This window comes from Streptomyces sp. NPDC006208 (genome assembly GCF_040613775.1).
In the GTDB taxonomy this organism is placed as follows: domain Bacteria; phylum Actinomycetota; class Actinomycetes; order Streptomycetales; family Streptomycetaceae; genus Streptomyces.
Window position 1 is genome coordinate 1 of record NZ_JBEXSW010000020.1, and the last position, 12915, is coordinate 12915.

At 70.8% G+C, this 12915-nt stretch carries 14 protein-coding genes; 5 read left to right on the top strand and 9 right to left on the bottom strand.

The features are described 5' to 3' along the window. Positions 1 to 497 precede the first annotated feature (497 nt). The gene (locus tag ABZ208_RS17945) at positions 498 to 1190 is read right to left on the bottom strand and encodes an alpha/beta hydrolase (RefSeq protein ID WP_356910534.1); all 693 of its coding nucleotides are present in this window, start codon (positions 1188 to 1190) and stop codon (positions 498 to 500) included. Positions 1191 to 1479: 289 nt separating this feature from the next. On the opposite strand from ABZ208_RS17945, the gene ABZ208_RS17950 reads away from it, so the two are divergent. The 3 genes from ABZ208_RS17950 to ABZ208_RS17960 all read left to right on the top strand — a co-directional run bounded on the left by ABZ208_RS17950 (position 1480) and on the right by ABZ208_RS17960 (position 4082). Then, positions 1480 to 2634 carry an adenosine deaminase gene (locus ABZ208_RS17950; protein WP_356910426.1) on the top strand — a complete coding sequence of 385 codons (1155 nt, stop codon included), beginning with the start codon at positions 1480 to 1482 and terminating at the stop codon, positions 2632 to 2634. A gap of 136 nt (positions 2635 to 2770) precedes the next feature. Continuing rightward, the gene (locus tag ABZ208_RS17955) at positions 2771 to 3160 is read left to right on the top strand and encodes an ATP-binding protein (RefSeq protein WP_356910427.1); all 390 of its coding nucleotides are present in this window, start codon (positions 2771 to 2773) and stop codon (positions 3158 to 3160) included. Between the two features lie 127 nt (positions 3161 to 3287). After that, positions 3288 to 4082 carry a hypothetical protein gene (locus ABZ208_RS17960; RefSeq protein WP_356910428.1) on the top strand — a complete coding sequence of 265 codons (795 nt, stop codon included), beginning with the start codon at positions 3288 to 3290 and terminating at the stop codon, positions 4080 to 4082. A 71-nt stretch (positions 4083 to 4153) separates the two neighbouring features. Here ABZ208_RS17960 and ABZ208_RS17965 read toward each other — a convergent pair whose 3' ends face one another. From ABZ208_RS17965 to afsQ1, 5 genes are all read right to left on the bottom strand, one after another. Then, entirely contained in the window at positions 4154 to 4354 is a 201-nt protein-coding gene (locus tag ABZ208_RS17965; protein ID WP_328397198.1) for a PspC domain-containing protein, read from the bottom strand. A 92-nt stretch (positions 4355 to 4446) separates the two neighbouring features. Continuing rightward, entirely contained in the window at positions 4447 to 5022 is a 576-nt protein-coding gene (locus tag ABZ208_RS17970) for a VanZ family protein (RefSeq protein ID WP_356910429.1), read from the bottom strand. A 96-nt stretch (positions 5023 to 5118) separates the two neighbouring features. Beyond that, a complete protein-coding gene (locus ABZ208_RS17975) occupies positions 5119 to 5772 on the bottom strand; it encodes a hypothetical protein (RefSeq protein ID WP_356910430.1) in 654 nt (217 codons plus the stop codon). Further along, on the bottom strand, positions 5769 to 7316 hold the full coding sequence (locus ABZ208_RS17980) for a HAMP domain-containing sensor histidine kinase (protein ID WP_356910431.1): 1548 nt from the start codon (positions 7314 to 7316) through the stop codon (positions 5769 to 5771). Before ABZ208_RS17980 ends, ABZ208_RS17975 begins: the two co-directional genes overlap by 4 nt. Further along, positions 7313 to 7990: a two-component system response regulator AfsQ1 gene (gene afsQ1, locus ABZ208_RS17985; RefSeq protein WP_208545416.1), complete on the bottom strand. Its 678-nt coding sequence runs from the start codon at positions 7988 to 7990 to the stop codon at positions 7313 to 7315. The genes ABZ208_RS17980 and afsQ1 overlap by 4 nt, the downstream gene beginning before the upstream one ends. A 170-nt stretch (positions 7991 to 8160) precedes the next feature. Between afsQ1 and ABZ208_RS17990 the strand changes: the two genes are divergently transcribed. After that, entirely contained in the window at positions 8161 to 8892 is a 732-nt protein-coding gene (locus tag ABZ208_RS17990) for a SigE family RNA polymerase sigma factor (protein ID WP_328397187.1), read from the top strand. Between the two features lie 391 nt (positions 8893 to 9283). Here the strand turns inward: ABZ208_RS17990 and ABZ208_RS17995 are convergent, their stop codons facing one another. Continuing rightward, complete coding sequence (locus ABZ208_RS17995) at positions 9284 to 9934, bottom strand: uridine kinase (RefSeq protein WP_356910432.1); 651 nt, start codon at positions 9932 to 9934, stop codon at positions 9284 to 9286. Between the two features lie 110 nt (positions 9935 to 10044). Here ABZ208_RS17995 and ABZ208_RS18000 point away from each other — a divergent pair, with 110 nt between their 5' ends. After that, complete coding sequence (locus ABZ208_RS18000; RefSeq protein ID WP_356910433.1) at positions 10045 to 10470, top strand: hypothetical protein; 426 nt, start codon at positions 10045 to 10047, stop codon at positions 10468 to 10470. An 87-nt stretch (positions 10471 to 10557) separates the two neighbouring features. Here the strand turns inward: ABZ208_RS18000 and ABZ208_RS18005 are convergent, their stop codons facing one another. Together ABZ208_RS18005 and ABZ208_RS18010 are read right to left on the bottom strand one after the other, a co-directional pair. Beyond that, positions 10558 to 11454: an aldehyde dehydrogenase family protein gene (locus ABZ208_RS18005; RefSeq protein ID WP_356910434.1), complete on the bottom strand. Its 897-nt coding sequence runs from the start codon at positions 11452 to 11454 to the stop codon at positions 10558 to 10560. After that, positions 11454 to 12911, bottom strand: a complete 1458-nt coding sequence (locus ABZ208_RS18010; protein ID WP_356910435.1) for an aldehyde dehydrogenase family protein — start codon at positions 12909 to 12911, stop codon at positions 11454 to 11456. Before ABZ208_RS18010 ends, ABZ208_RS18005 begins: the two co-directional genes overlap by 1 nt. Between the last annotated feature and the right edge of the window lie 4 nt (positions 12912 to 12915).

Here is a 12915-nt window from a genome sequence, read left to right on the forward strand (position 1 = left end):
TTGTCGATCCCCGCATCGACGCCGTCGACGATCTTGTCGGTCGCCTTGCCTGCGAGGTCACCGATGATTCCGAAATCCCCCATCAGCGGCTCTCCTCCCACTGCGGCTCCTCGGCCTGCGCGACCGTCGCCGATTCGCCCAGCAACATCGCAAACCTGCGGCGACCACCCGGCGGTTGCTCAACCCGCGTTGTGGGCCCAGCGATTGCCGCGACACCCGGACGAACCCTCCCGGGCGCCGGAGCTGGTCGTGCATCTGTCAAGACAGCGCGTATTGAACGCAGTTCGGGCCTTGTTGCTTCGCCCCCGTGATCGGCCATGCCGATCATGCTGACATGATCGGCTTCCCGACAGCAACGGACTGAAATGATCGGACGCGGTCAAGAGCGGCGTGGTTCCCGCCACGGGTTGCCCGAACTCGGATCTGCCCAGGACAGGGGAGTCCGCAGCCGGCGCCGCCCGAGAGATCCCGATCCAGGACCGCTCACGAGTCAGGCCTCAGTGCCGCATGCTCCGCCCGAACCCCGCCGCCAGCGGCATCCGCAGCCCCAGCGGCGGCGGAGCCGCCAGCGCGTCGGCCACCGGGCGGGCGTAGGAACGGGTGAACAGGGAGCCGAGCACGAAGTCCGTGGCCAGCGCCAGGACTTCGTCCTGGTACTGGCGCAGCGCATGGCCGTCCGTGTGGACCTCGAAGCGGCAGGTGTCGCGGTTGGACTTCTTGGCGCGTGCCGCCAGTCGGTAGGACAGCTCCGGGTCCGTGCGCGTGTCGCTCGTGCCGTGGACCATCAGTACCTGTCTGCCCGCCAGCTGCCGCACCGGCTCCGGTGTCGCGGCCGTGTGGTCCTCCGGCAGCCAGGGGGCCAGCGCCAGCACGGAGTTGACGGCCGGGTGGCCCGCCGCGTGCAGGGCGGCGCGGCCGCCCATGCCGTGGCCGGCCAGACATACGGGAACATCCCCGTACCGCCGTACGACCTCCTCCACCGCCCACGTCGCGTCCGCGGCCAGATGGGCGTCCTCGCCGTTCCAGCCGCGCACCCGGTAGTGGACCGAGTGCACCAGCAGTCCGTCCTCCCGCCCCGCGCGCGCCAGCGCACGCCCGACCGGCAGCACCCCCGCAAAGGACCGGCCGCTCGTCAGTACCGAGCCGCGGCGCTCCGACTTCGGCTCGCCGTCCGGGAGGAGCAGCACCACTGCGCCGACCGCCGTGTTCGCCCCGCCGCGGGTGCCCGGACGGCCGGGCACACGGCCCAACCGGGCCTGCGTCGGCGTACGGCTTGCGCGTCCTCCCCGGGCAACTGTTGTGTCACCGCGGGTCTCCGACCCTTCGGCTGTCCCCGCCGGCCGCCACCGGAACAGGGACAGTGCGTCGTGTGCCATGGCCCAACAGTCTCAGAAGGTCGGGTGTACTCCACCCGTACGGACGGTCTCTGTTACGTATCGACATGGCGCGCTCTACGCGCGTAGGGGCTAGAGTGCGCAGATGACGAGCCAGACCCTCAATTCGCCCACCACGGACCAGATCCGCCGTGCCCCGAAGGTGCTGCTCCACGACCACCTCGACGGCGGTCTGCGGCCGGGCACGATCACCGAACTCGCCCGCGACGCGGGCTATGAACGCCTTCCCGAGACCGAGCCCGACAAACTCGGAATCTGGTTCCGCGAGGCCGCTGACTCCGGCTCGCTGGAGCGCTATCTGGAGACCTTCGCGCACACCTGCGCCGTCATGCAGACCCGCGAGGCCCTGATCCGCGTGGCCGCCGAGTGCGCCCAGGACCTCGCCGAGGACGGTGTCGTCTACGCCGAGGTCCGCTACGCCCCCGAGCAGCACCTGGAGGCGGGGCTGACCCTCGAGCAGGTCGTCGAGGCGGTCAACGAGGGTTTCCGGGAAGGAGAGCGGAGGGCACGCGAGAGCGGCCACCGCATCCGGGTCGGCGCGCTGCTCACGGCCATGCGGCATGCGGCCCGCGCCCTGGAGATCGCCGAGCTGGCCAACCGCTACCGCGACAGCGGCGTCGTGGGCTTCGACATCGCGGGCGCCGAGGCCGGCTTCCCGCCCACCCGGCACCTCGACGCCTTCGAGTACCTCAAGCGCGAGAACAACCACTTCACCATCCACGCCGGTGAGGCCTTCGGGCTGCCGTCGATCTGGCAGGCGCTCCAGTGGTGCGGTGCCGACCGGCTGGGCCACGGTGTGCGGATCATCGACGACATCGAGGTGGCCGACGACGGCACCGTGAAGCTGGGTCGGCTCGCTGCGTATGTGAGGGACAAGCGCATTCCCCTGGAGATGTGCCCGACCTCGAACCTGCAGACCGGCGCCGCCGCTTCGTATGCCGAGCACCCCATCGGCCTGCTGCGCAAACTGCACTTCAGGACCACGGTCAACACGGACAACCGGCTGATGAGCGGGACGAGCATGTCGCGTGAATTCGAGCTGTTGACCGAGACCTTCGGATACACGCTCGACGACATGCAGTGGTTCACCGTCAATGCGATGAAGTCGGCGTTCATTCCTTTCGATGAACGACTGGCGATGATCAACGAGGTGATCAAGCCCGGCTATGCCGAGCTGAGGTCCGAATGGTTGTTCAGGCAGACCGCGACGACCGGGAATCCCGGGGCCGGCGAGAGCTGAACAACACCTGTGTGACGCCTACACCGAAGCAGCCGGGCATGCAACTTCCGGCTGCTTCGCGGTGTTTGCGGCCGGTGTGCGACGCTGGCTAGCTTGCAGAGCCGCTCATGTTCCCCTCTCCCGAGGACTCCTCCTGATGAAGCAGTCTGCTGCCAAGACCCTCGGTGTCGCCGCTCTCGGCGCCGCCTTCGCCGCTGCCGCCGCCGGCACCTCTTCCGCCGCCGCCCTGCCCGACCTCGCTGCCGGCACCGGCGCGCTGGACACGGTCACGAACGCCGCCCCGGTCCAGGAGGCCGTCGACAAGCTCCCGGCCGGCGCCGCCACGTCCCTGGCCGGCGGCCGGACGGCGCTCGGCGCCGTCGACACCGCCCGCACTGCCGCCGCTGCCCAGCAGTCCGCGGCCAAGAAGCTGCCCGCTGCCCAGCAGTCCGCGGCCAAGGCGCTGCCCGCCGACGGCCTGGCCCCGGTCACGGGTCTGCTCGGGGGCTTGCCGATCGGCGGCGGGCTGCTGCCCGGCCTGGGCTGACACACCGGCTCGCACATGCTGACGTACCGGCACACCAGTGCTGATGTACCGGCTTCGTACGTCAACGCGTGGGGCGCACACCCGAATCGGGTGTGCGCCCCACGGCGTGTGTGCCAGGATCGCGGCCATGCAAGTCAAGACTTCCGCACGGTCCGTCACCGTCACCGCCGCCTGTGTCCTGCTGTCGCTCACCGCCTGTACGAGCAGCGGCGGCGACAGCGACAAGAACGCGAGCACCGGCGCGAGCGCGGGTGCCGGTACGGGCGGGAGTACGGCCCCGGGCGAGGCCGCCGGTGACGGCGGCAGCGGGAACGGCGGCACCGGCGGTGACCCGTCCGTACCGCTCACCGCGCCTCAGCTGGAGCGGGCCGCCATCGCCACCGGCGATCTGCCGAAGTTCCAGGTGTCGTCCGAGCGCAGCCCGCTCGCGCCCACCGGGCAGCCCACCGCGGACCAGAAGAAGTGCCAGCCGCTCGCCGACGCCATGGGCGACGAGCCGAACGCGCAGGCCACCCGCACCGTCAACCGCGGTCTCGGCTCGCTGGAGAACCTCGGCCTCGCCGTGTCCGTATCGGTGAGTTCGTACCGCGAGAGCGATGCCGAGCGGCTGATGACCGGGCTCGGCTCGGCCCTCGAGGCATGCCGCGCGGGCTTCTCCGCGTCGCTGGACGACCGGGCCGCCGACTACGACGGCATCAGAACGACGCCCTTCACCGTCCGCGGCGCGGACGAGACCGTCAGCTGGACCGCTGTCGCCACCAATGAGGGCCTCAGGTCCCCCGTCCATCTGGTCGTCGTACGCAAGGGGGCCACCGTGGCGCGCTTCATGGCCTTCGACCTCGCACGGCGTACGCCGCCGCGGGTCCCTCAGCAGGTGGCCGACAAGCAGCTGGCGAAGGTCGCCCGGGCGCTGGCCGGCTGATCGCCCCGGACCGGACCTGGACCTGACCGGGGCCCGGACCTGCCCCAGGGACCCGGTCCCGCCGCGGCTGGTCACCAGGCGGCGGTGGCGGTCTTCTCCGACGGCAGCAGTGCCCACAGCGCCAGGTAGAGCAGGAACTGCGGGCCCGGCAGCAGACACGAGACCAGGAAGATCACACGCATCGTCGTCGCGGATGTGCCGAAGCGCCGTGCCAGCGCTGAACACACTCCGCCGATCATTCGTCCGTCACGGGGGCGGGCAAGTGCGGCCATGGTGGGCTCCTTCGCGAACTGTTCGCGGGAGCCTCTCGGCTGTGCTCCCGACATCACCATGGTGGCCGGGCAACAGGGGGCAAAGCGTCGCTCTACGGGGCGATACCGACCCTGGGAATCGTCGGGGTCGGCCCCTGAGACACCTCGTCCCGCAGCAGGGGCGCGGAATGGTGGTCCCCATGGGCGGACCGGGCCCCGGAACCCAGCGGCCGCCGCCGCAGCCGCGCCCGGCCGGCGGGCACGACCGCCAGATGGGCCAGCGCCACACCGGCCGCGTTCAGCAACAGCGAGTCGATGTCGACGACCTGGCCGGGCACCCCGGTCTGCAGCAGCTCGATACCCAAGGACAGCAGCACCGCGGCCGCGACCGTACGGGTCAGCGAGGCCAGCGGCGAGACATCCAGCCGGCCGCCCGCGACCGGCAGCAGTATGCCGAGGGGGGCCAGCAGCAGCAGGCCCTCACCGATATGGCGCGCCGCCTCGACCGGCCCGAGCGCAAGAGACGCCTTGATCCCGGCGAACGGTTCGAGATTCGCGGCGGTCACCCACAGCACGTCGAGCGGGCGCAGCGTCAGCCATGCGACCAGCAGCAGATGGGCGAGGAGGAGAACAACCCCCGCCGCGCGGAAGCGGATGGCGGCACTGCCGCCCGAACCTTGACGCTGCACGCCCCCCAAGACGCATGTATCGCGGGGATCGGTTCCGTCCGTTCCCCGAACGGCGGCAGACCGGCTCCCGCGCGCCAGGAGCGGGCGACGAGCGGGCTACGACTTCGAGGGCTCGGGCAGCGGGCCGACCGTGGGCACCGTGCCCTCCGGCCGCTCCTTCGTCCCGACCGTGCACACATACGCCCGCGGCGCGTAGTTGCCGGGCCCGGCCAGCACCACGGCACCGTCCCTCACCGCGGCACCGTCCCTCACCGCGGCGCTGTTCTCCGCCAGCGTGCACACGATCTGCGCCAGCGCGGCCGACGGAAGGTCCTCCGGCTGCCGGCTCAGCCGCAGAGTCCCGGCGGGATCGCCCTTCCGTCCCGCACCGACGACCAGCGGCCCGCGCAGGAAGGTGGCCAGACCTGCCTCCTTCTCCGAGGACGACGGTTCCTCCTGGAGCTCGTCCAGCAGAGCCTGCGCGAACTCGATCCTGTCGTCGACGGCCCTCTCCTCCGTGATCCTCGCCGTACGCTCCACGGGCTCCAGCTGTGAGGCGCACACCAGATAGACGCGTACCGGGACGCCCTCCTGCTGCGCCTGCGGGGTGATGGGCCCCTCGGACACCTCGCACGGGACCCGAGAGGGCGCGGCCCCGGCGTCGACCGGCGTCGTGGTCCTGATCCCGCACCCGGCGAGGGCGAGGACACCCGCCACCGTGGTCAGCGCGGCCGCCGTCCGTGCGTTACGCCTACGGCCCTTCGCCGTCACTGCGCGCCTTCCTCTCCCCGGTCGCTGTCGCTTCTGTCAGAGTCCGTCAGCGACGAGGCGTCGCGCGGCAGCCGCAGGACGAACACCGCACCGTCGCCGTCCGGCGAGTTCGCCGCCGTGATGTCGCCGCCGTGGATATGGGCGTTCTCCACCGCGATGGACAGGCCGAGTCCGCTGCCTTCGGAGCGCGGCCGCGAGGCGCTCGCCTTGTAGAACCGGTCGAAGACATGCGGCAGCACCTCCTCGGGGATACCGGGCCCGTGGTCGCGCACCTCGATCAGCAGCTCGTCGTCGAAGGGGCGTACCGACACCCGTACCGGTGAACCGCCGTGCTTGAGCGCATTGCCGATCAGGTTGGCGAGGATGACGTCCAGCCGGCGGGGGTCCAGGCGCGCCATGATCCCGCGCTCGGCGTCCAGTTCGACGGCGTCCAGCCAGGCACGCGCGTCGATACAGGCGGTGACCTGGTCGGCGACGTCGACGTTGTCGAGGACCAGCCGGGCGGTGCCCGCGTCGAAGCGGGTCACCTCCATCAGGTTCTCCACCAGGTCGCCCAGCCGCCGTGTCTCGCTCACCACCAGGTTCACGGCGGGCGCGATCATCGGATCGAGGCTGTCGGCCTCCTCCTCCAGCACCTCGGTCACGGCGGTGAGCGCGGTCAGCGGGGTGCGCAGCTCGTGCGACATGTCGGCGACGAAGCGGCGGCTGGACTCCTCCCGCGCGCTCATGTCCGCGACCTTCTTCTCCAGCGACTCGGCCGTCTTGTTGAAGGTCCGTGCCAGCTCGGCGAGTTCGTCGGTGCCGGAGACCCGCAGCCGGGTGTCGAGCTTGCCCTCGCCGAGCTGCCTGGCCGCCTCGCCCAGCCGGTGCACCGGCTTCAGCACCGTGGTGGCGGCGGCTTGCGCCAGCAGCGCCGAGCCGACCAGCGCCAGCAGGGTGGCGATGCCCAGCGACCAGGCGAGCGAGTTGAGGTCCTGCCGTTCCTGGTCGAGCGACTTGAAGAGGTAGCCGGTCGGCCCGCCGCCGACGATCCGGGAGCCGCCGACCAGGTACGGCCTGCCGTCACGCTCGGTGCGCTGCCAGAACAGGTGGTACTCGGCGGAGTTGCCGGGCGTGACCTCCTGGCGTTCGTTCACCGCCTCCTGCAGCGCGCCGGGCACGTCGTCGAGCGTGAAGACATCGGGGTCGGACGCGCCGACGATCGGCTTGCCCTCGGCGCGCTCACCGATCAGCAGCACGCTGTAGCCGTCGTTGCCGTCCGCCATGTCCTCGGCGGTCGACTGCAGTTCGGTCTGTGTGGGCCGCAGCGGCAGCGTGGCGGCCCGGCTCTGCATCGCCTGCCGGAAGTCCCCCAGCGCGGCGTCCTGGGTACGGGTGAGCACCGCCTCGCGGTTGAGCCAGTACGCGATACCGGAGGCCGAGACCGCGGCTGTCAGCGCGACCAGGGCGAAGACCACCACGAGGCGCAGCCGCAGGCTGGTCCAGCGAAGCGGTGCGACCAGGCCGCGCTTTGCGGTTGTCCGACCGGATTGCAGATCGGTCACTGCGGAACGTCCAGCCGGTAGCCGACACCACGCACCGTACGGATCAGGGTCGGCGAGGACGGTACGTCCTCCACCTTCGCCCGCAGCCGCTGCACGCACGCGTCGACCAGGCGCGAGTCACCGAGGTAGTCGTGCTCCCACACCAGCCGCAGAAGTTGCTGGCGTGACAGCGCCTGTCCGGGCCGCCGGCTCAGCTCCAGCAGCAGCCGCAGCTCGGTCGGTGTGAGCTGCAGATCCTCTCCGTTCTTGGTGACCGTCATCGCGGAGCGGTCGATCATCAGGGAGCCGAAGGTGGCCGAGTCCGTGGACTCGCGCTCACCGCGGCGCAGTACGGCGCGGATGCGGGCGTCGAGCACCCGGCCCTGCACCGGCTTGACGACATAGTCGTCCGCGCCCGACTCCAGACCCACCACAACATCGATGTCATCGCTGCGTGCGGTCAGCAGGATGATCGGCAGCTGGTCCGTGCGCCTGATACGCCGGCACACCTCGAAGCCGTCGATCCCGGGCAGCATTACGTCCAGCACGATCAGATCCGGCCGCTGCTCGCGCAGTAGCTTCAGGCCGTCCTCGCCCGTCGCCGCGGTGGCCACACGGTGGCCCTGGCGTGACAGGGAGAGTTCGAGGGCCGTGCGGATGGCGTCGTCGTCCTCGATCAGCAACAGGAAAGGCACAGAGGTCATTCTGGCGTATGGGGGAGCCCCAGTTCGACCCGGAGGACGTCCCGGAAGAGCCGGAAGTGCTGTGACGCGCCTGTGACAGTCGGCGGACAGCGCGATGAAACTGCCGGGGCAAGCTTCTTGTCACACGGACGAAGCAGACTCCACTCGACGGGGGGCGCGAGATGAACGCACTGCACAGCAGCACATCAGGCGCAGTTGTCACGCGTCTCCACGGCACGCGGAGCGCGGAGAAGTCCGGCGCTGTGAACGGGCGGGGGTGCGTTCGCAGCGCCGGGCGTCAGCACAAGCCGTCGTACATGACGGTGGTTGACGCGGCTGCCGACGGCAGCACGGCGGCGTACGGGGAGGTAACGGGGGAGCGGTCGGCCCCGTCGGAGGCGGAGTTCACCGCCTACGTTCAGGAACGCCGCGCCTCTCTGTACGCGACCGCCTACCACCTGACCGGCGACCGGTTCGAGGCAGAGGACCTGCTGCAGAGCGCGCTGTTCTCGACGTACCGGGCCTGGGACAGGATCAGCGACAAGGCGGCGGTCGGGGGCTACCTGCGCCGCACCATGACGAATCTGCACATCAGCGCCTGGCGCCGGCGCAAGCTCAACGAGTACCCCACGGAGGAGCTGCCGGAGACGGTGGGCGACACCGACGCGATGCGGGGCACGGAGCTGCGCGCGGTGCTGTGGCAGGCGCTTGCCAGGCTCCCCGAACTCCAGCGGACGATGCTGGTCCTGCGCTACTACGAGGGCCGCACGGACCCCGAGATCGCGGAGATCCTGGACATCAGTGTCGGCACGGTGAAGTCGAGCATCTGGCGGTCGCTCCGCCGGCTGCGCGAGGACGACGTCCTCAGCTTCGGCCGTGACGAGGAAGAGTCCTTCGGCGAGCTGGTGGCCTGAAGGCAACGGGGGAAGCACGGGGGAGCACGGCCCGTCGTTTCGGGGGAGACGGCGGGAGCACGGGGGATGCACGGCCCGTCGTTTCGGGGGAGACGGCGGGAGCACGGGGGATGCACGGCCCGTCGTTTCGGGGGAGACGGCGGGAGCACGGGGGAAGCAGGACCCGCTGTTTCGGGGGAGACGGCGGGAGCGGGGGACCCACGGGGGACAACGGGGGCCACCGCGGGAGAACGGAGTGGGGCCGGACAGGCCGGGGGGTTCTGTCCGGCCCCACTCCCATGTCCGCGGGTCGGCTGCCGGCGCGGGGCGGCACGGCTCTGTCCGGGCGGCCCTGTCGGCCCCACGGCGATGCCCGCACGGGGCTGCACGGTGACGACGCCCGGACCAGGACCTACGCGGCGGGCTCGGGCGCCCGCGCCATGACGCAGCGTCCCGCCGCCGCGTCCGCGAGCCGGCCCAGTGCCTCCTGCTTGCCGCAGGGGTGCGCGCCCAACTGTGTCTGGCGCGCCACGATGCCGCGTTCCGCCCGCATCAGCCGCCAGCCGCGGCGCAGCAGGAACGGCACCGATTTGCGGCCCTCGCGCAGATCCCGCGCCAGCCTGCGGCGGAAGGTCGTCGACGGTCGGCCGCGCAGACAGAGCGCGTCGGCGAGCAGGCCCAGTTCCTGGCAGCGCCGCACGATCTCGGCGGCGAAGATGCCCTCGGCCACGAACAGGGGCGTACGGGAGATGTCGAGCGTCTCCCGGTCCACCCGGGAGCTGGTGGCGATGTCGTACACGGGCACGTCCGTGCGTCCCGTACGGCACAGCTCGGCTATCGCGGCGACGGCCGCGTCGGCGTCCCAGGACAGTGGCGAGTCCCAGTCGATGTCCGTGCTGCCCGTCACCACGGGAAGCGTCGGGTCGTTGCCCTCTTTGTAGAAGTCGTCCAGGCGCAGGACCGGCAGGCCGGTACGGGCGGCGAGGGAGGACTTTCCGGATCCGGAAGGGCCCGCGAGCAGGACGACGCGGGTCGGGATGGGTTGGGAACTCACGGGAGACAAGTGTGACGCATCGACCGGCGCAGGGGACCCCCCTGAGGTGCGGTTGGTATCGAGTGTCACACCTCAACTACTGTCCGTACGCTTGCGATTACTCATCAAGGCAGGAATCCATGGCTCGTCATGCAGCTTCCAAGAACAAGCGGCGTGCGCTGCTGCGCACAGGTCTGACCGTTGCGGCCGCGGGTGCCGCCCTCGGGGCGGGCTCGGCGGCCGCTCAGGCCGCGCCGGCACCGGCGCTGCCCGTCGCGCTGCCGACCGGACCGGTCGGGGCCGAGTCGGTCGCAGGAGCCGGTCAGACAGGGGCGTTGACCGGTCCGGTCACGAACTCGGTGAGTGGGATCGGCCAGCTCAAGCGCCTTCAGCTCGACCCGCTCGCGAACACGGGCGTCGACCCGCTCAACAACGCGGTGGGCATGCAGGTCGCCGACTTCAAGCCGGTGAGCTCGGCGATGGTGACGGACCAGGTGACGAAGGGCCAGGCGATCGCGGACCTGCCGGTCGTCGGTCCCCTGGTCGGCGGACTGCTGCCGGGATGAGCCGAGCGACCGCGGGCATGAGGCACGTATGAGGAAAGCCCCCACGGCCGGACGGGACCGTGGGGGCTTTCGTACGGGGTGCGGCTCTCAGTACGCCGAGCCGGACGCGCCGGGCGAGCCGGTCGGGTGCCAGACCGTCTTCGTCTCCAGGAACGCCGTCAGGCGCTGGGTGCCCGGTGCCGCGGAGAAATCCACAGCCTGTGGACGAAGGACCCGCTTGAGGTTGTCCGCGGCCGCGACCTCGAGCTCCTTGGCCAGCACGTCGTCGGCGCCGGTCAGGTCGATGCCGTTGACGTCCTGGTGGGCGGCGAGCGGCGCCGCCAGCTCGGCCGTACCGCCCGAGAGCACGTTGACCACGCCGCCGGGCAGGTCCGAGGTGGCCAGCACCTCGCCCAGCGACAGCGCCGGGAGCGGGGACTTCTCGCTGGCGATCACCACGGTCGTGTTGCCGGTCGCGATCACCGGGGCGACGACGGAGACCAGGCCCAGGAACGAGGACCCCTGCGGCGCGAGGATCGCCACGACGCCGGTGGGCTCCGGGGTGGAGAGGTTGAAGTACGGGCCCGCGACCGGGTTCGCACCGCCCACCACCTGCGCGATCTTGTCCGTCCAGCCCGCGTACCAGACCCAGCGGTCGATCGCGTCCTCCACGACCGCGGCGGCCTTGGACTTGGACAGGCCCTCCGCGTCCGCCACCTCGTGCACGAACTGGCTCTTGCGGCCCTCCAGCATCTCGGCGATGCGGTAGAGGATCTGGCCGCGGTTGTACGCCGTCGCGCCCGACCAGCCGCCGAATGCCTTGCGCGCCGCGACGACCGCGTCACGCGCGTCCTTGCGGGACGACTGGGGAGCGTTGGCCAGCCACTTGCCCTTGGAGTCCGTCACCTCGTACACCCGACCGCTCTCGGAGCGGGGGAACTTGCCCCCGACGTACAGCTTGTAGGTCTTGAGAACGCTCAGTCGCTGCTGCTCGACATTGCTCATCAGTGCTCGCCCTCCGGGCTCGACGGGGCGAGATAGGCCTCCAGGCCGTGGCGACCGCCCTCGCGGCCGAAGCCCGACTCCTTGTAACCGCCGAACGGCGAGGTCGGGTCGAACTTGTTGAACGTGTTGGCCCACACCACTCCGGCGCGGAGCTTGTTCGCGACCGCCAGGATGCGCGAGCCCTTCTCCGTCCAGATGCCGGCCGACAGGCCGTACTGGCTGTTGTTGGCCTTGGCGACCGCCTCGTCCGGCGTACGGAAGGTCAGCACGGACAGCACGGGGCCGAAGATCTCGTCGCGGGCGATGGTGTGTGCCTGGGTGACGTTCGTGAACAGCGTCGGGGCGAACCAGTAGCCGGCGGCGGGCAGCTCGCAGGCCGGGGACCAGCGCTCGGCGCCCTCGGCCTCGCCCGCCTCGACCAGTGAGGTGATCCGGGAGAGCTGCTCCTCGGAGTTGATCGCGCCGATGTCGGTGTTCTTGTCCAGCGGGTCGCCCAGGCGCAGCGTGGACAGGCGGCGCTTGAGGGAGTCCAGCAGCTCGTCCTGGACCGACTCCTGGACCAGCAGGCGCGAGCCCGCGCAGCAGACCTGGCCCTGGTTGAAGAAGATGCCGTTGACGATGCCCTCGACGGCCTGGTCGATGGGGGCGTCGTCGAAGACGATGTTGGCGCCCTTGCCGCCCAGCTCCAGCGTGACCTTCTTGTGGGTGCCGGCGATCTCGCGGGCGATCGCCTTGCCCACCGCGGTCGAGCCGGTGAAGGCGACCTTGTCGACGTCCGGGTGCGTGACGAGTGCCGCGCCGGCGTCCCCGTAGCCGGGAAGGATGTTGACGACGCCCTTCGGCAGACCGGCCTGCCGGCAGATGTCCGCGAAGAACAGCGCGGAGAGCGGGGTGGTCTCGGCGGGCTTGAGCACGACCGTGTTGCCGGTGGCGAGGGCGGGGGCGATCTTCCACGCCAGCATCAGCAGCGGGAAGTTCCACGGGATGACCTGTCCGGCCACGCCCAGCGGCCGGGGATTCCTCCCGAACCCGGCGTGGTCGAGCTTGTCGGCCCAGCCCGCGTAGTAGAAGAAGTGCGCCGCGACCAGGGGGAGGTCCGCGTCGCGGGTCTCCTTGATCGGCTTGCCGTTGTCGAGCGTCTCCAGGACGGCCAGCTCGCGCGAGCGCTCCTGGATGATCCGCGCGATACGGAACAGGTACTTCGCACGCTCCGCGCCCGGCAGCGCCGACCACTTCCCGAACGCCTTGCGGGCGGCCTTCACGGCGCGGTCGACGTCCTCGGTGCCGGCCTGCGCGATCTCGGACAGGACCTCCTCGCTCGAGGGCGAGACGGTCTTGAACACCTTGCCGTCGGCGGCCTCGGTGAACTCGCCGTCGATGAAGAGGCCGTAGGACGGGGCGATGTCGACGACGGAGCGCGACTCGGGTGCGGGTGCGTATTCGAAAGACATGGTCATCTCT